Annotated in this window: 19 protein-coding genes; 13 read left to right on the top strand and 6 right to left on the bottom strand. The window is 62.0% G+C overall.

Going from position 1 to position 20,874, the window contains the following annotated elements; all coding sequences use genetic code 11:
• Positions 1 to 153: 153 nt before the first annotated feature.
• Positions 154 to 960: a MetQ/NlpA family ABC transporter substrate-binding protein gene (locus tag PQQ96_RS08755; RefSeq protein WP_408290860.1), complete on the top strand. Its 807-nt coding sequence runs from the start codon at positions 154 to 156 to the stop codon at positions 958 to 960.
• A 154-nt stretch (positions 961 to 1,114) separates the two neighbouring features.
• Here PQQ96_RS08755 and PQQ96_RS08760 read toward each other — a convergent pair whose 3' ends face one another.
• A complete protein-coding gene (locus PQQ96_RS08760; RefSeq protein ID WP_408290862.1) occupies positions 1,115 to 2,230 on the bottom strand; it encodes a succinylglutamate desuccinylase/aspartoacylase family protein in 1,116 nt (371 codons plus the stop codon).
• A 324-nt stretch (positions 2,231 to 2,554) separates the two neighbouring features.
• Positions 2,555 to 3,337 (bottom strand): ABC transporter substrate-binding protein, encoded by a 783-nt coding sequence (locus PQQ96_RS08765; RefSeq protein WP_408290864.1) that lies wholly within the window; start codon positions 3,335 to 3,337, stop codon positions 2,555 to 2,557.
• 684 nt (positions 3,338 to 4,021) lie between these two features.
• On the opposite strand from PQQ96_RS08765, the gene PQQ96_RS08770 reads away from it, so the two are divergent.
• On the top strand, positions 4,022 to 5,170 hold the full coding sequence (locus PQQ96_RS08770) for an ABC transporter substrate-binding protein (protein WP_408290866.1): 1,149 nt from the start codon (positions 4,022 to 4,024) through the stop codon (positions 5,168 to 5,170).
• Positions 5,170 to 6,963 carry a diguanylate cyclase domain-containing protein gene (locus PQQ96_RS08775; protein WP_408290867.1) on the top strand — a complete coding sequence of 598 codons (1,794 nt, stop codon included), beginning with the start codon at positions 5,170 to 5,172 and terminating at the stop codon, positions 6,961 to 6,963. The genes PQQ96_RS08770 and PQQ96_RS08775 overlap by 1 nt, the downstream gene beginning before the upstream one ends.
• A gap of 95 nt (positions 6,964 to 7,058) precedes the next feature.
• Here the strand turns inward: PQQ96_RS08775 and PQQ96_RS08780 are convergent, their stop codons facing one another.
• A complete protein-coding gene (locus tag PQQ96_RS08780) occupies positions 7,059 to 8,549 on the bottom strand; it encodes a mannitol dehydrogenase family protein (protein WP_408290869.1) in 1,491 nt (496 codons plus the stop codon).
• Between the two features lie 287 nt (positions 8,550 to 8,836).
• On the opposite strand from PQQ96_RS08780, the gene manD reads away from it, so the two are divergent.
• From manD to PQQ96_RS08825, 9 genes are all read left to right on the top strand, one after another.
• Complete coding sequence (gene manD / locus PQQ96_RS08785) at positions 8,837 to 10,045, top strand: D-mannonate dehydratase ManD (RefSeq protein WP_408290871.1); 1,209 nt, start codon at positions 8,837 to 8,839, stop codon at positions 10,043 to 10,045.
• Between the two features lie 43 nt (positions 10,046 to 10,088).
• A complete protein-coding gene (locus PQQ96_RS08790; RefSeq protein ID WP_408290873.1) occupies positions 10,089 to 11,504 on the top strand; it encodes an MFS transporter in 1,416 nt (471 codons plus the stop codon).
• Between the two features lie 31 nt (positions 11,505 to 11,535).
• A complete protein-coding gene (locus tag PQQ96_RS08795; RefSeq protein ID WP_408290875.1) occupies positions 11,536 to 12,582 on the top strand; it encodes an L-idonate 5-dehydrogenase in 1,047 nt (348 codons plus the stop codon).
• A 115-nt stretch (positions 12,583 to 12,697) separates the two neighbouring features.
• A complete protein-coding gene (locus PQQ96_RS08800; protein WP_408290876.1) occupies positions 12,698 to 13,990 on the top strand; it encodes an MFS transporter in 1,293 nt (430 codons plus the stop codon).
• A gap of 101 nt (positions 13,991 to 14,091) precedes the next feature.
• Positions 14,092 to 14,925 (top strand): GntR family transcriptional regulator, encoded by an 834-nt coding sequence (locus PQQ96_RS08805; protein ID WP_408290878.1) that lies wholly within the window; start codon positions 14,092 to 14,094, stop codon positions 14,923 to 14,925.
• A 383-nt stretch (positions 14,926 to 15,308) separates the two neighbouring features.
• Complete coding sequence (locus tag PQQ96_RS08810) at positions 15,309 to 15,617, top strand: hypothetical protein (RefSeq protein WP_408290880.1); 309 nt, start codon at positions 15,309 to 15,311, stop codon at positions 15,615 to 15,617.
• Positions 15,614 to 15,970 (top strand): hypothetical protein, encoded by a 357-nt coding sequence (locus PQQ96_RS08815; RefSeq protein ID WP_408290882.1) that lies wholly within the window; start codon positions 15,614 to 15,616, stop codon positions 15,968 to 15,970. Before PQQ96_RS08810 ends, PQQ96_RS08815 begins: the two co-directional genes overlap by 4 nt.
• A gap of 79 nt (positions 15,971 to 16,049) precedes the next feature.
• The gene (locus PQQ96_RS08820) at positions 16,050 to 16,496 is read left to right on the top strand and encodes a lytic transglycosylase domain-containing protein (RefSeq protein ID WP_408290883.1); all 447 of its coding nucleotides are present in this window, start codon (positions 16,050 to 16,052) and stop codon (positions 16,494 to 16,496) included.
• Between the two features lie 129 nt (positions 16,497 to 16,625).
• Positions 16,626 to 17,633, top strand: coding sequence for a lysylphosphatidylglycerol synthase transmembrane domain-containing protein (locus tag PQQ96_RS08825; protein WP_408290885.1), 1,008 nt, complete (start codon positions 16,626 to 16,628; stop codon positions 17,631 to 17,633).
• A gap of 65 nt (positions 17,634 to 17,698) precedes the next feature.
• Here PQQ96_RS08825 and PQQ96_RS08830 read toward each other — a convergent pair whose 3' ends face one another.
• Positions 17,699 to 18,469 carry a glycosyltransferase family 2 protein gene (locus tag PQQ96_RS08830; protein WP_408290887.1) on the bottom strand — a complete coding sequence of 257 codons (771 nt, stop codon included), beginning with the start codon at positions 18,467 to 18,469 and terminating at the stop codon, positions 17,699 to 17,701.
• A gap of 96 nt (positions 18,470 to 18,565) precedes the next feature.
• On the opposite strand from PQQ96_RS08830, the gene PQQ96_RS08835 reads away from it, so the two are divergent.
• Entirely contained in the window at positions 18,566 to 18,856 is a 291-nt protein-coding gene (locus PQQ96_RS08835) for a hypothetical protein (protein WP_408290888.1), read from the top strand.
• A gap of 8 nt (positions 18,857 to 18,864) precedes the next feature.
• Here the strand turns inward: PQQ96_RS08835 and PQQ96_RS08840 are convergent, their stop codons facing one another.
• Both PQQ96_RS08840 and phnL read right to left on the bottom strand, forming a co-directional pair.
• The gene (locus PQQ96_RS08840) at positions 18,865 to 19,998 is read right to left on the bottom strand and encodes an alpha-D-ribose 1-methylphosphonate 5-triphosphate diphosphatase (protein ID WP_408290889.1); all 1,134 of its coding nucleotides are present in this window, start codon (positions 19,996 to 19,998) and stop codon (positions 18,865 to 18,867) included.
• Between the two features lie 107 nt (positions 19,999 to 20,105).
• Positions 20,106 to 20,873 carry a phosphonate C-P lyase system protein PhnL gene (gene phnL / locus PQQ96_RS08845; protein WP_408290891.1) on the bottom strand — a complete coding sequence of 256 codons (768 nt, stop codon included), beginning with the start codon at positions 20,871 to 20,873 and terminating at the stop codon, positions 20,106 to 20,108.
• Position 20,874 lies beyond the last annotated feature (1 nt).

The raw sequence follows: 20,874 nt of genomic DNA on the forward strand, positions 1-20,874 counted from the left end.
TTAGCTTTGCTGGTTGAAATCAAGCAAGGCACGCCGCTGATAAGCTTTTTCCAGATCGTGCATATAAGCGTGTGAAAAACGATTGGTTTTCTGGCGCCGCGGCGGCATGCAACCATTTGCGCCTATTAATCAAAACCGCTCGTGGGGAAATGCATGCAACGCCGGACAATCATCCAGAATCTGCTCGCTATCGCCGCTGTTTCGCTGACGGCAACGTTTGCGCACGCCGACGATAAACAACTCAAGATCGGCACGATGAGTGGCCCGGACGCGCAGATCTGGTCGGTCGTGACCAAGGTCGCGGGGCGTGAAGGGCTGAATGTGAAGGTCATTGAATTCAACGACTACGTGCAGCCGAACGCGGCACTCGACGCCGGCGACCTCGACGCCAACGGTTTCCAGCATCAGCCGTTTCTCGATAGCCAGATCAAGCAGCGCGGCTACAAGATCGTCAACGTCGGCCTGACCTACGTTTCGCCAATGGGCTTCTATTCGAAGAAGTTCAAGTCGCTGAAGGACTTGCCGGAAGGCGCGAAGGTCGGCATCCAGAACGATCCGTCGAATGGCAACCGCGCGCTGCTGCTGTTGCAGAAGTACGGCGTGATCAAACTGAAGCCGGGCGTCGGCACGAACGGCGTCAATGCCACGCCGCTCGACGTTGCCGACAATCCGAAGAAGATCAAGCTGGTCGAACTCGACGCCGCGCAATTGCCGCGCTCGCTTGACGACCTCGACGCGGCGTCGATCAACACGGATTACGCGGTGAAGGCCGGCTTGCAGCCGACGAAAGACGCGATCGCGATCGAGGACCTCAAGGGGCCGTACGCGAACTTGATCGCCGTGCGCGCGCAGGATCGCGACAAGCCGTGGGTCAAGAAGCTGGTCGCGGCATATGAGTCGGACGAAGTGCGCAAGTACATCGACACACAGTTCAAAGGCGCGATCATTCCGGCTTTCTGAGCGGTTTTATAGGCGGCTTTCCAGCCGACTTTGAGCAATCCGGTCTTTCGCAATAGACCCGTAAACGCAGAACGCCGGCTGAAATAGCGGGCGTTCTGCTTTGCAAGCACAGCTTTCGCAGATGAATCCAGCAAAGCGCGGCTTCAGGTGTTCCTTAGTTGCTCAACAACGACCCGCTTCTGAACGCCTTCGCACCGGCGATACGCGCGAATTCCAGCCCGGCCGTCGCGAAGCGCGTCAGATGCCGCGCATACAGCACGCCGGCCACGGTGCTTTTCAGCGTCACGACGCGATCGGTCAACGGATCGACGATATCGGCGATCTCATGGCCGACATCGACCCAGGTGCCGACTTCGCAGCGATACACGAGCACGCCGCTAATCGGCGCGACGATCGGCTCGGCGCCGGCCAAAGGCGTGGCGGCGAATTCGAGCGCCGGCAGCGGGGCCGGCGTGCCGTCGATCACGCCGCGCGAGGTCAGGTACTCGATGATCGCCTGGGCGTCGCGCTCGGCATACTCGTACGACACTTCGCGTTGACCGCGCAGTTCGATCGTGACCGAGATCGAGCCGTTCGGAATCGGGAAACGGTCGCCGTAACGGCCGCGCAGATCCGACCAGCAGAAGCTGTGGATTTCGTCGAACGGATTGCCCACCGAATTCAACGCCAGCAACGATGCCTTGGCGTCCAGATAGCAGGCGAGCGGCTCGACTTCCGGCCACAGATCGGGGTTGGTGTACAGGTGCATCGCGGCTTCCCAGTCGCAGTGCAGATCGAGTACGACATCGGCGTCATACGAGAGCTTTTGCAGCGCCAGACGTTGCGATTCGAGTTCGGTTGCCGGCTGTTGCGCGTCGAGCGCCTCACGCATCGCCGCGCGGATTGCCGTGCGATTCGCGTCGATGTTGTCGGTCAGACGCGCTTCGATGCCGGGCTGAATCAGTGCCGACAGCTCGTAGAAATTGCGGTTGAAGTTCTGCGCGCTGTTGGTTTCGAAGCGGCCGGTCAGATGGCCAAGAAAATGCTGATTCAGGCCGATCGGATTGGCCACCGGCACGATCACGACTTCGCCGCGCATCCTGCCGGCGGCTTCCAGCGCGGCGAGCTTGCGGCGCAACGCCCACGAGACCAGCATGCCCGGCAACTCGTCGGCATGCAGCGACGACTGGATGTAAATCTTCTGCCCGCCGCCAGGACCATAGTGAAAACTCGTCAGATTACGGGCGGTGCCAAGCGTTGGGGCAATCAGCGGATGGGTTTGGGTTTGCATGGTTTTCAAATCCGCGGGCAGGTGGGCCGTGCCGCGCTATGTCGTTGATTACAGAAGGAAAGGGTGCTTAACGGTCGGTCATTGGCGCGCTGTCTCGCGGCGCCGCTATCGCACGATCTTAGCCGATATGACGCGGCGCGTGGCCTTATGCGGGGTCGTCCGGGTGACGGGCGGCACACGTGCCGTCCTGTTCGGCCCGTTCGTAGTCGAGGCGGCACGGCAAACCGGCCCACATAACGGCCCCGCAAACGAAACGGGCTCCGCATGGTGCGGAGCCCGTTGTCTGCAGGCCGGCAAGCGCGTCGTCAGACGCGCCTGGCTGGCTTAGCTGCCGTACACGTCGAAGTCGAAGTACTTCTTCTCGAGCTTCTTGTACGTACCGTCCTTGATGATGTCGGCAATAGCCTTGTCGACCTTCGCCTTCAGATCGGTGTCTTCCTTGCGCATGCCGATGCCTGCGCCGTTACCGAGGATCTTCTCGTCGACGATATCCTTGCCGGCGAACTCATAGCCCGCGCCGCGCGGCGTCTTCAGGAAGCCGATTTCAGCTTCAACCGCGTCCTGCAGCGATGCGTCAAGACGACCCGACAGCAAGTCGGCGTAGACCTGGTCCTGGTTCTGATACGGCACAACCTTCGCGCCCTTCGGTTCCCAGTACGTTTTCGCGTAGGTTTCCTGGATCGTGCCTTGCTCGACGCCAACCGTCTTGCCCTTCAGCGAATCGGCGGTCGGCAGGATGCCCGAACCCTTCTTCGTGACGAGGCGCGTCGGCGTGTTGAACAGCTTCGACGAGAAGGCGATCTGCTCAGCGCGTTGCGGCGTCATGGACATCGACGACAGCACGCCGTCGAACTTCTTCGCCTTCAGGGCCGGGATCATGCCGTCAAAGTCGTTTTCGACCCACACACACTTGGCCTTCAGGCGCGCGCAGATTTCATTGCCGAGGTCGATGTCAAAGCCCGCGAGCTTGCCGTCCGAGCCCTTGGACTCAAACGGGGGGTAGCTGGCGTCAACGCCGAAACGGATCGTCGACCAATCTTTAGCGTGTGCGCCAATCGAGACGGTAGCAAGCAGAGCAACCGTCAAAGCCGCTAGCAGTTTTTTCACTGTTTAACTCCTCGGTGTAGTTCAAATACTCCCGTATGCGGTTGTACCGCTGCGGGACGCCTGGCGCGACTCACGACCAGGCTTGGGTTGAAGCTGCCGGCCGGGGCGGCCAGCAGCGCGCGCAAAGCTTATCAGTTCAAAAAAGTTGGGTAGCTAGTGAAACACCGGATAGCGCGCGAGGATAGCTTCTACAGCCCGAATGTGGTGGGGATTTGACCCCGCCGACTATGCCTATTGGATTGTTTTCGTCTGCCGCCTGTCGCCGCGTAATGACGTCGTAATGAAGTTGGCTAATGGCGGGATTGCGCCAGGAATTTCGCCCGGATACTTCGCGCAATGCGTTGTGCCTGCAAATCGAGCGTTGAGCATGCTTTATTAACCACTGCTTATTACGACGATCAGGTTTGTTTCAAATGCCTGACGATGCGTTAAAGATTTCGCGTGAACTACCGTTAAATGCCGGTCAGCGCGTTTGTTAAATCAGCCTGACCGGTTGTTTTTCCCGGTTGCGGCGTGGCAGTAACCAAAAATGGTTTGCTTGGCGCTATTATCAACGCTCCGCACGCTACGCAATCGTCGCGTCGGTATCTGTCTGAACAAAGTCATCGAGCACTACGCCTGCGGTTAAACACCGCGCGCCTGTCTGCGCTCGTCATAACGGCCTTCTGCTAAGTGGTGTTGTATATGCACATGATTTCCATGGCAGATGAAATGCGCTGTTTCAAACCATCGTTCCGGCGTCGAATTGCAATCGCAGTGGAGCGTGCGAATTCGTCGCGCGACGGTGTGTTTTCCGGTTTTCTGACGTTCCTGATAAATGTCGCTTTATGCTGTAGCCTTTTGTCGTCTGCGCCAGCCGTAGCCGCCGACAAAGTTCTGCGTGTACTGGCATGGCCCGGTTATGCGGACGCCGACGTCGTCAAGACTTTCGAATCACGCTATCACGCGAAGGTCGAAGTCACACTGGTCGATTCCGACGAGGCGCTATGGGCGCAGATGCATGCCCAGGGTACGCCACCGTTCGATGTGCTTGCGGCCAATACGGCTGAAATCGAACGCTATACCCGCGTAAATCTGCTGGCGCCGCTCGATCTGGCCAGTTTGCCGAATACAAAAAAGCAGTTACCGCGGTTTCGGGCGCTGTCGTCGATCGAAGGGCTGACTTCGGCAGGCAAGGTGTACGCCATTCCATTCACGTATTCGTCGATGGGGCTGATCTATGACCGCAAGCAGTTTGCCGTTGCGCCGCGCTCGATGCGCGAATTGTGGAACCCACGTTACCGCGGCAAGGTTCTCGACTTCAATAGCGCCCAACATAATTTCTCGTTCACCGCGTTGGCGCTGGGATACGCCCATCCTTTCCAGCTTGACGCCAGGCAGATGCGCATAGTCGCTCACAAGCTCGTCGATCTGCGCCGCAACCTGCTGACCTATTACACGCTGCCGGAAGAGGCGACCGCGTTCTTCATCCAGCACAAGGTTGCCCTGATGTTCGGTAACTATGGCACCCAGCAGGTTGAATCGTTGCGCCGTGCCGGCGCCGACGTGGGCTACGTGATTCCCGACGAAGGGGCGCTTGCGTGGCTGGACTGCTGGTCGATGACGCGCTCCGCCAAGGATCGCCCGCTCGCGCTGGCGTGGATCAATTACATGCTCGAACCGGACGTCAGTGCCTTGTTGACGCAACGCCAGGGGCTTGCCAACACGTTGACGGCGCCGGCGGAAAACAGCGACAACGCGCACATCGTCTGGATCGGCCCGGTGGAAGATATTCAGCGGCGCGAGGAGCTGTGGAACAGAATTGTGTCCGGCGACAGGTCGGAGCTTTTCTGATGATGCGCCCTGGTCTGACATTCAAACTATCGATTCTGTTTGCGTGCATCGGCGTGCTCGCGTCCGGCGCGACGGGTTATTACGCCTATCGTGCCAACCGGACGATGCTCGTGAGCGAAGCCGAACGCAGTCTGCTGACTTCAACGGAGCTGCTGGGCCAGCGCGTTTCCGGAGCGATCGACGATGTCGGCGCGGATGCCCTGGTGCTCGCGAGCTTGCCGTCTTCGGCGGCCGTCTTGCAGACCGACAACGGCCTTGGCGCGAACGCGCCGCGCGAACAACTGGCGCAGGTGTATGCCAGCTTCATGGTTCATCACCCCGAGTATCTGCAAATCCGCCTGATTACCCGCAAGCACTACGGGCTCGAACTGATTCGTTTCGACCGCGATGCGGACGGCCTGGTGCGGGTCCAGGGGAACAGCTTGCAGGAAAAGGGCCAGTTCGCGTATGTGTTCGACACACTTGCGTTCTCGCCCGGGCGCATTTATACCTCGCCGATTTCGGTGAATCACGAGTACGGTACGCATGCCGCCGAGGGCAAACCGACATTGCGGCTCGGCACACCCGTGGCGGACGCGAGTGGCGCCGTGGTGGGCGTTGTGATTATCGACGTCGATCTGGACGACCTGCTCAAACGCTTGCAGAGCGATTTGCCGAGCGACTATCAGGTCTATCTCGCCAACGAATGGGGCGATTTCCTGGTGCATCCGGATGCCTCGAAAACGTTCGGCTTCGACAAGGGCCGCCGCGTTCTGATGCAGGACAGCTTTTCCGCCACCAAGCCGCTGTTCGATCAGTCAGAAAGCGAAGTTCTGCTGAACGGTCTCGTGCGGCCGCGGCAGGCGGCCGGTCAGGTGCTTGCGTTCGTGCGCAGACCGTTCGGCGCGTCCGCGGGCAACCGTTTTATCGTGCTCGGCCTGGGCAAACCGCTCGATCATGTCGTGTCCGGCGCCAACCAGTTGGGTGGCAGAATCGTTCGCATGGTCCTGATCTTCAGTGTGTTGGCGCTGTTCCTCGCGATTCTGTTTGCGCGTGCGCTGACGAAGCCTTTGCACATTCTGGCGTACGCGGCTACGCATCTGTTCGCCGGGCACGCGATGGAGACGCTGCCGCTCAAACGTACCGACGAGATCGGCGTGCTGGCGCGCTGCTTCGATCGTCTGCGCCGGGAAATCAAGTCACAAATGGATGTGCTGCATAACAAGCAACGTGAGCTCGTGCATCTCGCCACGCACGACGGGCTGACCGGCCTGCCTAACCGCATGTTGTTCATGCAGAAACTCGAGGCGGCGATCGAGGAAGCGACGCGGCGTGATGAAGGGCTCGCCGTGCTGTTCGTCGACCTCGACCGCTTCAAGCAGATCAACGACCAGTTCGGCCATTCGATTGGCGACAAGGTGCTCGCCGCAGTGGCGCGCCGGCTCAAGCAGGTGCTCTGCACGGCAGATGTTGCCGCGCGCCTCGGCGGCGACGAGTTCATCGTGTTGGTCGAGGGGCCGCGGTCCGCGGAGGCCGCGCCGGGGATTGCCGCGCGGATCATGGGCGCGTTGAACGAAGAACTGCTGATCGACGGACAACGCATGACGGTGGGCGCGAGCATTGGCATCAGCCAGTTTCCGGACGACAGCGCGACGGCCGAGGAACTGCTGCTCAATGCCGACGCGGCGATGTACGCGGCCAAATCCGGTGGACGGTGTGCGTATTTACGCTACCGGGATGTGCTGGAGGCGCGCAAGCGCGAGCAGGCTAGCGAAGGCGCCACGGAAGGCCGCGAGGCGGAGCCGACTGCCTGACGCGTCGATGAGACGCGCTTACCAACCGCGCCTATAAGAGCGTCGGCGCGCCGAGCCACGCTGTGCCAGCCGCGCGAGTTCCCAAACGCGCGGAATCATTGCAACGCGGCAATGGCGCCTCGGGCTCCGTTTTCCTGAAGCAACTGCAATGCGTGTCGAAGCGCTTTTCTGAACTCGGCAAGAGCGGCCAGATCCGCCGGAAACACTTCGCGCACGGACAGTAATGCCTCCATCAGCGCCTGTGGTTCGCCCCGCGCGGATGCCGCGAGCGTCTTCAACCTGCTGGCCAGCGGATCGCTGATTTCGTAACGCGTGCCGTCGTCCGCATGGCCGCGCAAAAACGTCATCCATGCCGCTACCGCCAGCGCGAGACGCGTGAACGATTGGCCCGCGTCGATCCGCGCCGCAATCGTGGCGAGCAGGCGCGGTGGAATCTTCTGGCTGCCGTCCATCGCAATCTGTGCGCAGCGATGTTTCAGTGCCGGATTCGCGTAACGCTCGAGCAATGCGTCCCGATAGGCGGCCAGGTCGAATGACGCAGGCATGCTCAGCGTCGGCGCGATTTCTTGCGTCATCATCGCGTGAATGAGGTTGCGTAGGGCGGGGTGGGCGATCGCGGCGTCGATGGTGTCGAAGCCGCCGAGCATCGACAGATAGGCGAGTGTCGAGTGCGTGCCGTTCAGCATGCGGAGCTTTGCCAATTCGAACGGCGTGACGTCGTCGACGAGTTGCGCGCCAACCGCGTCCCATGCGGGACGTCCTCCCGGAAAACGATCTTCGATGACCCATTGCCGGAACGGCTCGCACGGCACGGGCGCGGCATCGTCATAGACGATCGCGTGGGCTACGGTGACACGTTCGGCGTCGGTGGTCGCCGGCACGATTCGGTCGACCATGGTCGATGGAAACGCTACGTGGGTGGCGATCCAGTCGGCCAGCTCAGGATCGGTTTGCCGCGCGAACGAACAGACCACCTGGCGTAGCGCGGCGCCGTTATGGGAAAGGTTGTCGCACGAGAGCACCGTGAACGGATGGCCGGTCGCGCCATCGCGCCGCTCGCGTAATGCCGCGACGAGAATGCCCGGCACCGTGCGCGGCGCGAGCGGGTGTGCCAGATCGTGCACGACGGCGGGATCGTCGAGCGCGACCTCGCCGGTTTTCGGATCGCGGCAGTAGCCTTTTTCGGTGACGGTCAGCGAGACGATCCGTACTAGCGGATCCGCGAGGCGTGCAAACAGGGTGGCGTGATCGTGCGGCATGGCCAGCACTTCGCGCAGCGCACGCACGACGGTCACTTTGGCACCCTGCGCTCCGCGCTCTACCACGCTATACAAGCCTTGCTGCGCCATCAGCACGTCGCGCTTGCCGACATCGCCTTGCAGCGTGACGCCGCAAATACCCCAGTCGCCGCCTGCCGCAAGCATGGCCTCTTCCGTATAGAGCGCCTGATGCGCGCGATGGAAGTTGCCGATCCCCAGATGAACGATGCCGATGCGCGGCTCCCGCCATTGCGGTGACAGCAGATGCGTTTGCAGCGTGGGCAGTGCGTGGCGGGCGAGGCGAGGCAAGGTGGCTGAGGAGCTCATGTCGTGAAATCCAGATAGCGGGAAAGAAGCAGAAAAGGCTTGGAAGCGACGCCCATCAACGGGAAAACCCTGATTTGACGTATCGATATACTTGTATGGTAGCATCGTTCAAACGGCTTGAAGCAGGTTGACGAATGCGATTTTTCACTTCGCTTGCCAAGTTATTTACCACTGCATTTGCCACCTCATTTGTCACATCAAGCCGCCGCTAGAAACCGATTCGAAAACAGCAAGTCGCATGCCGACGTTCTGCATGGATTGCGACCTGCTTCTGCAAGGAAAATGTCATGAAGATCGTTCGCGCCGACGTGATCGTCACGTGCCCAGGCCGTAACTTCGTCACCCTGAAAATCGTCACGGACGAAGGCGTACACGGCATCGGCGATGCAACGCTGAACGGCCGCGAACTCGCGGTCGCTTCGTACCTGAAAGACCACGTCTGCCCGTTGCTGATCGGACGCGATCCCGGCCGTATCGAAGACACCTGGCAATACCTCTACAAAGGCGCGTACTGGCGCCGCGGCCCTGTCACGATGACGGCGATCGCCGCGGTGGATATGGCGCTGTGGGACATTCTCGGCAAAGTGACGGGCATGCCGCTCTACAAGCTGCTCGGCGGCGCGTCGCGCGAAGGCGTGATGGTGTACGGCCATGCCACCGGCCGCGACATTCCCGAAGCGCTCGATCGTTACGCCGAACACATCGAAGCCGGCTATCAGGCCATTCGCATTCAATGCGGCGTGCCGAACATGCGCTCGGTGTATGGCGTGTCGAAAGGCAGCGGCATGTACGAGCCGGCCACCAAGGGCGCGGTCGAGGAGCAGAGCTGGTCGTCGGAAAAGTATCTCGACTTCGTCCCCAAGCTCTTTGAAGCGGTGCGTGAAAAATTTGGCTTCGATACGCATTTGCTGCATGACGTGCACCACCGTTTGACGCCGATCGAAGCCGCGCGCCTTGGCAAATCGGTCGAGCCATATCGCCTGTTCTGGATGGAAGACCCGACGCCCGCGGAGAACCAGGCCGGCTTCCGGCTGATTCGCGAACATACGGTCACGCCAATTGCCGTCGGCGAAGTCTTCAACAGCATTTGGGATTGCAAACAGTTGATCGAGGAGCAGTTGATTGACTATATCCGCGCCACCTTGACGCACGCGGGCGGCATTACGCATCTGCGGCGCATTGCGGATTTTGCGTCGATATACCAGGTACGAACCGGTTGCCACGGGCCGTCGGATCTGTCGCCGGTGTGCATGGGGGCGGCGCTGCACTTCGATCTGTGGGTGCCGAATTTCGGCGTGCAGGAGTACATGGGCTTTCCGCAGGAAGCGCTCGAAGTTTTCCCGCACGCATGGCGCTTCGATCGCGGCATGATGCATCCCGGCGAAGCGCCGGGTCACGGTGTCGATATCGACGAAGCCGCCGCCGCGCGATATCCCTACGACCCCGCGTATCTGCCGGTCGCGCGTCTCGAAGACGGGACGCTTTGGAACTGGTGAGACGATTCACCCCCAGCCCGACACCACAATCATGGAGACAAGCGTGAATCCAGCACGCCCGCAAGCCGTCGCGCCGGCCAGCACCGCCATGCTGCGCCGCGTGGCCTTCGCCTCGACCATCGGCACCGCGGCCGAGTACTACGACTTCTTCGTCTACGGCACGGCTGCCGTACTGGTGTTCGGCCAGAAGTTCTTTCCTTCCGCTGACCCGCTGATCGGCACGCTCGCCGCCTTCGCCACTTACGCGGTCGGGTTTCTGGCGCGGCCGCTGGGCGGCATCGTGTTCGGTCATTTCGGCGATCGCGTCGGCCGCAAGAAGGCCTTGATCGTGACGATCCTGATCGTCGGTTTAGGGACATTCGCAATCGGCCTGCTACCGGACTATCAGTCGATTGGAATCTGGGCCCCGATCGCGCTGATCGTAATTCGCGTGTTGCAGGGCTTTGGCGTGGGCGGCGAGCAGGCGGGCGCCGTGCTGCTGACGGCGGAATACGCACCGCCTGTGCGGCGTGGTTTCTTCGCGAGCCTCGTGCAACTCGGCGCGCCGGCCGGTTTCCTGATCCCGTCGGGGCTGTTCGCACTGCTCAGCGCGACGTTGACGCCGGCGCAACTGCTCGACTGGGGCTGGCGCATTCCATTTCTCGCGAGTGCGCTGCTGGTTGCCGTGGGGCTGTATATCCGTTTGCGCACTGAAGAGTCGCCGATCTTCGCGACGATCCAGCGCACCAAGGCTGTGGCTTCGCGCCCGGTGGTAGAGGTGGTGCGGCAGTTCGGTCCGACGATCGTTAAAGGTGTCGGGGCCAAAATGATCGAGGCTTGCACCTTCGCGATGTACACAATGATCGTGCTCGCCTACGGCAAAGCACATGGCATCGCGCAAAGCATGCTGCTCGAGACGGTCATCGTCGCCGTCGCGCTTGAGCTCGTGACGATTCCGCTCGCCGGTGCGTTGTCCGATCGCATCGGGCGGCGGCCGACCTTCATCGCGGGTGCGTTATTGCACGTGGCGCTGGTGGTGCCGTTCTTCATGGCGATCGACAGCGGCAATCGCATGGCGATCCAGTGCGTGATGATTCTCGCCATTAGCGTGGGCCACAGCCTTTGCTATGCACCGCAAGCGGCGCTGTTCCCCGAACTGTTCCCGGCGCGCGTGCGATGCAGCGGTATTGCGCTGATCTGGCAGATCGGTTCTTTGCTCGGCAGCGGCGTGCTCGGACTACTGGCCGTCAAACTGATTCAGGTCACGCATGGCAATTCGCTCGCGTTGATCCTCTATGTCGCGGTGCTCGGCATCGTGTCGGCTGTTTCGCTCTTTGCTTTGCCGGAAACGGCGCCTCTGCGCCGCGGCGGCGATCTCCATGATTGGGGCAGCGGTGAGCCGGCAGAGGCACGCACGGCAACACAAGCGCTTGCGTCTTCATCTTCGTCCTCATCCTCGTCTTCTGTCGCGCAGCCTTGAGCGCGCGACCTTTGCCATACCGGAGTCCATCATGCTCGCAGCCGTGCTTCACGAACCCAAACTGATCCGCATCGACGAAGTCGAGCCACCTGTGCCCGGCCCCGGCCAGGTGCGAGTACGCGTGCGCGCCGGCGGCATTTGCGGGTCCGATCTGTCGTACTACTTCAAAGGCAAGAGCGGCGATTTCGCAGTGCGCGAGCCGTTCGTGCTCGGACATGAGGTGGCCGGGGAGATCGATTCGCTCGGCGAGGGCGTGAGCGCCGAGAGCCGCCTGATGCCCGGACAGCGCGTTGCCGTCAATCCGGGACTCGCCTGCGGGACGTGCCGCTTTTGCGTCGGCGGGATGCCGAATCATTGTCTGAACATGCGTTTCATGGGCAGTGCATCGACGTTCCCGCATACCCAGGGCATGTTCCGTCAGTACATCGTCGTCGCGGCGCGGCAATGCGTACCCGTGCCGGATGGCGTCGATTTTGCGCAGGCGTCGATGGCCGAGCCGCTCGCCGTCGCGTTGCATGCGGTGAAGCAGGCGGGGTCGCTCGTCGGCGCGAGCGTCCTGCTGGTGGGGTGTGGGCCGATCGGTTGCATTCTGCTGAGCGTGGCGCGCCGCGCCGGTGCGCATCGCGTGGTTGCGTTGGATCTTTCGGATCGCGCGTTACAGGTCGCGCAGCAACTCGGCGCGGATCAAACCGTGAACGCGACGGACAGCGCGACGATCGATCAATGGTCCGCGCAGCGCGGCACGTTCGACGTCGTCATTGAGGCATCGGGTAGTCCCGCCGGCCTTGATACGGCGCTGCGTGCCGCGCGTGCGGGTGGCACGGTGATTCAGGTCGGCAATCTGCCGGCCGGCCAGTCGCCGGTGGCGGCGAACCTCGTGATGTCGAAAGAACTCCGCTATCAGGGCTCGTTCCGGTTCACGGACGAATACGCGATCGCCGCCGATGAAATCGCCTCCGGCAAGGTCGACCTGCGGCCGCTCATGACGCATGCGTTCGCGATGAACGAGGCGAACCGGGCATTCGAAGTGGCGCTCGACCGCTCGCAGTCGATGAAGGTGCATCTGAACTTCGACTAGGCATCGACCGTGGCATACATGAGGCGTTGCACCTATGCGCAGCGTCGTCAGAAACCAATCAAGCTATCTGAACTATTCAAACGCCCACCAAGAGGCGACCCGAAGGAGACACCTGATGATCAAGAGTCAACGCTGGTTTGTTGTCGCGCTACTGTTTCTGGCCGGCGTGATCAACTACCTCGATCGAGCGGCGCTGTCGATCGCCGCACCGCTGATCCAGAAGGATCTGAACTTCTCGCATGCGCAGATGGGCATCGTGTTCAGCAGCTTCTTCATCGGCTATGCGCTGTTCAATTTTGTCGGCGGCGTGCTCTCGGACAAGGTCGGCGCGAAACGCGTGTTCGGCACGGCGATGGGCGTGTGGTCGGTGTTCTGCGGCGCGACCGCGTTGGCAAGCGGTATCGGTTCGCTGATCGTGCTGCGCGTGCTGTTCGGCATGGGCGAAGGTCCGTTCAGTTCGTCGAACAGCAAGATGGTCAATAACTGGTTCCCGCGCAAGGAAGTGGCGAGCGCGATTGGCGTGATCAGTTCGGGCACGCCGCTCGGCGGTGCGCTGGCGGGCCCGGTGGTCGGCTTTATGGCCGTGCAGTTCGGCTGGCGCTGGGCCTTTGTCGCGATCATGCTGCTGGGACTCTTGTGGCTCGTCTTGTGGGCGGCGACGACCACGGAACACCCGCATGAGAATTCCCGCGTCACGCCGCACGAGATCGAACTCATCCGCGCCGGTCAGGCGGACGAACATGCAATCGCGCATTCGGCCGACGGCGAGAGGCTCGGCCTGCGGCACTTCCTGAAGAAGCCGATCATTCTCGCCACCGCCTTTGCATTCTTCTCATACAACTACGTGCTGTTTTTCTTCCTGTCGTGGTTCCCGACCTATCTGACTGAAGCGCATCACCTGAGCTTGCGCGACATGAGTTTCGCCACCGTGATCCCGTGGCTGCTCGGCAGCATTGGGCTCGCGGCGGGGGGCTTTATCTCGGACTTCATCTTGCGCCTGACCGGCAAGCCGCTGCTGTCGCGCAAGCTTGTGCTGGGCAGTTGTCTGGGCGCGGCGGCGGTGTGTGTCGCGTTGGCCGGGCGGGTCGCCAGTACCCAAGGTGCGGTCGCGCTGATGTCGGTGTCGATCTTCTTCCTGTATGTGACGGGCGCGGTGTATTGGGCCGTGATTCAGGATACCGTGCCGCGCGAACACGTCGGCGGGGTGGGCGGCTTTGTGCACCTGCTGGCGAATCTGGCCGGCGTGATCGGACCGGCGGTGACCGGCTTTATCGTCGAAGCGACGCACGGTAATTACACGAGCGCGTTTGTGCTGGCGGGTGCGGTTGCCGTCCTCGGCGCGGTGTGTTCGCTGGTGTGGATTCGCGAGCCGCGAACGAGTGCGTTGAACATGAAACGTGCATGGTAGTATGGTGCGGCGCACCTAAGTAGGTATGCCCAAGTGGGCATGCCTAAGCGGATATTCATGGTGCGGCCGTCCCCCTCGCTATTCATTCGCTGCTTTGCCCGATGCCGACCAAGAACCCCTACGCCAACGCGTCTTCTTTCTCCTCCGATACGGCGTCTGTCGCGCCCCGCACACGACGCCGCGCGAGCGCACAGGCCGGTGCGCGCGTCCAACTGCCGGATCTGACCGCCAGCGTCTCGTTCGACTCGCACGAACCGATCGGCAAGCAGATTTTCCGTTCGCTGCGCCAGGCGATTTTTGCCGGTCAACTGGTGCCAGGTACGCCGCTCTCGGAGAAGGAAGTGTCCGAGATGTTTCAGGTGTCGCGGCAGCCGGTGCGGGAGGCGTTCATCAAGCTGGTCGAAGCGGGCGTGCTTCAGGTATTGCCGCAGCGCGGCACCTTCGTGAAGCGCATTTCGCCGCGCCAGGTGCGGGAAGGGCGCTTCATTCGCGAAGCAATCGAGACGGCGGTGGTGCGCAAGGCAGCCGTGTCGATCACGGACGAGCAGTTGCAGGCGCTCGCCGACAATCTTCGCGACCAGAAGCTTGCGGCGAAATCGAACGACACCGCTGCTTTCCTTGCGCTCGACGAGGCGTTTCATTACGCGATTGCCCAGGCCATTGATTGCACGGCGGCATGGGAAACGATCCAGGACATCAAGGCGCAGATGGATCGGGTGCGCTATCTGAGCTTGCCCGAGGTGTCGCCGCTCGATCTGCTGATCAAGCAGCACGCAAAAATTCTCGCCGGCCTGCGCGCGCACGACCCGAGCGCTGCTGAAGAGGCGATGCGCAGCCATCTTCGCGAGATTCTGATGTCGCTTGGTCCGATTGCCGAGCGCAACCCGGCATGGTTCGATGCGGACGAACCGGAACGCGTGCCGCTATCGACTTAAGTCGATGTGCCGATAGGCCGCTCGCTCGCCTAAGGCCATAGGCGTGGTATCCCCACTGCGCCTGCAAGCTTATCCCACCACCCGCGCATGACCCGCGGAACCCCGTTTCGCGGCGTCTCCAGTCTCGCAATCATCACACAAATAAGCCGCTTTAAACCCGAGGCAACTTTGCCTCGATTGGCGCTTCGTCGAGCGTTGACGCAATCGTTTGCGCGGGTCTTGAGGGAACTCTGTTTGATTTTCGCCAATGCGTTTTCGGCCTATCAACTTTTGACGTGGACCTGCCGAAAACATCGTTACAGCAACGGGATTGACTGGAGACAGGTGTGAAGCGACAGGTGTGGTTTTGGGTAGCCGTTCTCGCGTTGACCGGATGCGCACAGATGCCTGCGCAGAATGCCGCACGAACCGACAAGGCGCCGAACGAGGTCATCAGCTTCGAGATTCCGCCGGATGCGCTCGGGGCACATGACCCGCAACTCTCCGCCGTACTCGCCAAGGCGGGCGCGCTGGCTGCCGCGCAGCAGCAATCCACGGTCGTGCTCGTCACCGCGCTGGGCCAGGACTTCGCGTACCTGAACCAGTCGGTATGGAAGGGCGTACCCGCGCAGCGCATGTCGAAGGTGAGTTTCGAAAACCGGACTGCCGGCCTGGGTCAGCCCTATAGCGTGTCAATCAGGACGGTGCAATGAAGGAGGCCATCGTGATGGTTCGCGTGTCTTTACTGGCGGCGGCAACACTTCTGGCGGCGCCGGCCTTCGCGGACCCGCCGGGTACGGTCCTGCAGTCGGCGAATGCTTTCCCCGCGGCGGCGGACAAGGTTTATCCGCCGTTGCCGTCGCTTGCAATGCTGCCGCCGTCGAGCGGCAGCGATGACGACTTGCCGGTGAAACCGGCGCTGCATCGAAAGAAGTCGCGTGCGTCGATGCAGATGCAGGAGCACAGGGGGCCGCCGATGCCGGCTGTCCGGCTCGTCGTGTCCGATGCTTCGCATACATACCTCGACTCCGTGCAACGGCAGATCGATCTGGCGTTGATCAAGTAGTTCGGCCGGCGGCGTGGCGCTCACCACTTTCGCCGCTATTTTGTCGTTATTTTGTCGCTATGAAGCGGAAGGATGAATCGTGTCCTTGAAACTCTTCTGCACCGCGCTAGCGTGGCTGTCGGTGTGCGGCGCGGCCCATGCGGCCGACGAATGCTTCAACGAGGCCGCGGCTTATCAGGGCGTCAACCCGTGGATACTGCGTGCGGTTGCGTGGTACGAATCGAAGGGCGATCCGGGCGCGATACATCAGAATGCAAACGGTTCGATCGACGTCGGCCAGTCACAGATCAATTCGATTCATTTCGATGACCTCGCGCGCGAAGGAGTACCGCACCGCGCGTTGACCGACCCGTGTGTGAATGTCTACGTGGCCGCCTGGCTGCTCAAGCAGAAGATGGTCAAATACGGTAATACCTGGCGCGCGATCGGCGCCTACCACTCGGAGTCCCCGAAGGAACGCGACGCCTACGCGCGCAGCATTCAGAAGGTACTGGTCGGATGGGGGCAGTTGCAGTCGGCCCGCTAGTCACGAAAACGCAGCTTCGACCGATTATCATGAGGCCTCGGACGGCCTCGATTTCACGTGTGACGCAGCGCCATGCAGGCTGCATCGTGCGGAGAAAGCAGGGCCAGGCTGCACTCGCTGAGGCCCTCGTTGATCAGATCACATACGCGTAAAGCGGCAGTGTTATTGGCGCTTGCCGGTATCGGCCTTGCCGCCGGCGCGCCCTTCGTTCTCAATTCGCACGCGGCGCTTGGCGGGCTTCGTCAGGTGTCCCTATACGTGTTCGCCGCGCTTGCCGCGAGTGCGGCAATCAGCGCAATGGCAAAGGCCGGCAAGCTGCATCTGATGCAGACCGCGCTCGGACTCCGGGTGAGTTTCCTGCGCACGTTTGCTATCACGCTGGCGACCGATTTCGCCTTCCTGGCTTCTCCGCTGGGCGCGGCGGGCTATGGGGTCAACATCGGCCTGCTGCAACGCGCTGGGGCGTCCTGGTCGCTCGCGACGACGGTCGTCGGCGCGGATCAGGCGCTCGATCTCGCGTTCTTCACGACCGCCGTACCGGTTTCCCTGCTGTTTGCATTCGGGCCGCTGACGCAAATGATTCCGCGCGAGAGTGCGCCGCTCGTGTTCGGCGTGCTGGCGGGCGTCGCATGCCTGATCGGTGTGTGCTGGATGAACCGTCGGCGTGTGGTGGCGGCATTGGATGCCGCCGGCCGGCGCGTTGATTGGCTCAACACGCGCCGCGCAAGATTGAGCAGGTTTTTTCACAGTGTTCGCCGGCAATGGCTGGAACTGGTCGCCGGACCCAAGTGGCGGCTTGCGGCGTTGTGCCTGCTGACGACGCTACAGTGGTTGCTTCGCTATGGCGCCCTCTGGTTTATCTTGCGCGAACTCGGTTACCGCATGCCGTTAGGTTTCGTGCTGGCGGTGCAGGCGGTCGCGCTGCACGCCGCGTTGTGGACCGGTGTGCCCGCGGGCGGCGGCACCGGCGATATCGCTCTCGCGGCTGCATTCGCGAGTTGGGTGCCTCGCGCGAGCATCGCGACAGCGCTGGTGCTGTGGCGCTTTGCGACGCTTTACAGCCCCCTGGTGCTGGGCGCGGCAGGTTTTGTTGCGCTTGCGACGAGGGGACGCAACCCACTGCCGGCCGCCGACTGAGCCCTTGAGGCTGGGAGCGAATGGGGCGGGGTGGTTCACTGGGCTCGCCGGGCTCGATCAGCGCTTCAGCGCGGACTATCGGTATCGGGCACTCGGCGCATGCGTGCCGCAAAGCTCGCCCGTGGGCCGTGGTCAATCCGCAAGCGAAGCATCTGAAAGGTTTGTGAAATCAGCGCGAGCGGATAAACCGCCCTGAAGAGGTCGGCGATCATGCGCCATTCCGCGCGCACGCCTTTCCAGTAACCGAGCTTCTCGGTTTTGCGTGCCTGCGTGACGTGTGGCCAGTGAGTGACCGCAATGGACAGGTTGCGTTCGATGATGCGGCGGTTCGTGAACACTTCGACCCCGAAGCGCGGCATGCCGTGAACCTCCAGCAGGACTTCGCTCAGCAGTGCTTTGGTGACGACGCGTTCGCCGGAGACGAAATCGAGGCCAATGGCGCGAAACGCCAGCAGGCTGTTCTGGCGCAGGCTCAGGCTCACTTGCGCCTTGCCTTGTAAAACGGGGGTGGCCAGTGCGCTGATGCCTTCGGCGGTCAGCCCTTTCAGGTCGGCATCGAGCAGCATGAGCCACTCACCTCGCGCCGCAGCGATTCCGGCTGCCATGGCGGCGCTTTTGCCACGATTTTCCGTACATCGAATCAGCCGTACGGATGCGAATCCTTCGACTATTTCAGCGGTGCCGTCGGTCGACCCGTCGTCCACCACGATAACCTCGCCGAGCAAAGGGTGGGCGCAGGCCACGGCCAGCACGGTGCCGATGCGGGGCGCCTCGTTGTAGGCGCAGATGACGCAAGACATGCGCGGAGAATGATGGTTTGAAGCGCGAGCAGTCATAGGCAGGAGTAGAGTGAACAGGCAATGCTGCGATGCAGCACGATGCTTGATTTTCAGCTATAGTCGCGATACGGCTTATGTCCAGAGAGGACCAGCATGTACGACGCCGAAATCGCCGCCACCCTGCTGAATCGTTGGGCCACACGTTCATCAACTGCTGACTTCGACGCCTACCTCGACCTGTTGCGCGAAGGCAATCTCAGTTTCACCTATCAATCCGGACACGTGCGCGAAGCGGGCGTTCCCGAGGCAAGCGCCTTCAATATCGAATCCCTCGTGTTTGGCGATGGCTCCCGCACACTGCGCGTTGAAGCGCCTGACAGGACGCCCCGCTGGACGCGCTGGGCCGCGGTAGAACCGTTGCTGCCCACGCCCAGCGAGGCCTGAAAACATCGTCAGACGATCCGCGCGCCGGCGCGATACGTCGCGCGCGGCACCGGCAGCGTGTCGAGCATCGTCACGCGCACGAAATCCGCGCGCAAACCCGCTTCGATCGCGCCGCGGTCATGCAACCCGGCGGTGCGAGCCGGTTCGGCCGACACCGTCGCCATGGCGCGCGGCAGGCTCCAGTCGGCCTTGTGAACCAGCTCGAACACGGCCGTCATCAAACTGGACGGAACGTAGTCCGATGACAGAATGTCGAGCAAGTTTGCCTTTGCCAGTTCGAGCGCCGACACGTTGCCGGAGTGCGAGCCGCCGCGCACGATATTCGGTGCCCCCATGATGGTCGAAATACCGTGCTCGCGTGCTGCCTCGGCGGCGATGCGGGTGGTCGGGAATTCGGCCAGCACAATGCCTTCGGCCTTGGCCTGTTCGATGTGCTCGATCAGCGTGTCATCATGGCTCGCCACCGGAATGCCGAGCCGCTTGCAGCGCGCGACGATTTCGCGGCGGTGCGCGTCGGCATAACGTTCCTGTTCGACGGACAGTTCGGCCAGTGCAGTCGCCACGTGTTCGTCAGTCAGTTTGCCGTTGCGCTCCTGGAAGCGGCGCCATTGTTCGCGGTCGTGCCATTGACGTTGGCCGGGCGTGTGATCCATCACCGAGGCCAGCCGCAGCAACGGATGCGCGCACAACGAATCGAACACCTCGACCACATCGGCGGTGGCGATTTCGCAGCGCAGATGCAGAAAGTGTTCGGCGCGCAGCAGCTTGCGCTCGGAGAAGCGCGTGAGGGATTCGGCGCATTGCGTTTGCAGATCGCGGCCGCGCAGCCCTACATTCGAGCGCGAACCGATCGCGAGGGAATCGAACACCGTGGTGATGCCGGCCGCCGCCACCTGCGCGTCGTGGATCACGAAGGCGGCATCGGTATTCCATTGCACGCCCGGGCGCGGCGCCAGATGCTTCTCGAGGTTGTCCGTGTGCAGTTCGATCAGGCCCGGCAACAGATAGTCGCCGTCCCAATCTTCCGCTTCGCGCGCCGAGGTCGTGCCACGCTCGACGTCGCGAATCACGCCGTCTTCGATGCGTAGCATGCCGGTAAATACTTCGTCTCGCGTCACGATGCGAGCGTTCTTGATCAACATCGACTTGCTCCGTAGTCTGTCCTGAGTGTGGCACCGCCGTGTTTCGACCCGGTGCTGCGACTCAATGTTTCAGCTCAGTGGTTCAGTTTAGTGCCGTTTCGTGTCAATTAGTGACGTAGCGGCGGCTGAAGTTCGAGGCGGCGCGTGGCAACCTTGTTACGGGTATCTTCGTCGTGAAAGATGCCGACGATCGCAGCGCCTCGCTCGCGTGCTTCGACGATCAGATCGGCGACCACGTCACGGTTCTCCGCGTCGAGCGAGGCTGTCGGCTCGTCGAGCAGCAGCAGCGGATGCCCGGCGATCAACCCGCGGGCGATGTTCACGCGCTGCTGTTCGCCGCCGGAGAAGGTAGCAGGCGCTAACGACCACAGTCGCTCGGGCACGTTTAACCTTGCCAGCAGGGCAGCGGCACGCGCACGGGCTTCATCTTCCGTCACGCCGCGCGACAGGAGCGGTTCGGCGACGAGCGTAAGCGTCGGCACGCGCGGAATCACGCGCAGAAACTGGCTGACGTAGCCGACCACGACGCGGCGCAGGCGCAACACGTCGTGCGGCTCGGCGCCGGTGATCGATACCGGCGGCCTGTCATCCGCCGCCGCGTCGCGCATTGCAATCGAGCCTGTACTGGCGAGGTAGTTGCCGTACAAACAGCGCAGCAGCGTACTCTTGCCGGCGCCTGACGGCCCAACCAGCACGACACACTCGCCGCGTTCAACGTCGAGTGACACGCCCGCCAGCGCTTCGATCTGCACGCCACCCTGGCCGTGCAGCGTGAAGGTCTTGCCAATATCGACCGCGCGCAGCATCAGTGCATCATTCTCGCTGAACGCGCGTTCAGCTGCGTGTGATTCCTTGCCTGTTTCAATGGATCGCATT

The sequence above is a fragment of the Paraburkholderia sediminicola genome (assembly GCF_046027825.1).
Taxonomy (GTDB): domain Bacteria; phylum Pseudomonadota; class Gammaproteobacteria; order Burkholderiales; family Burkholderiaceae; genus Paraburkholderia; species Paraburkholderia sediminicola_D.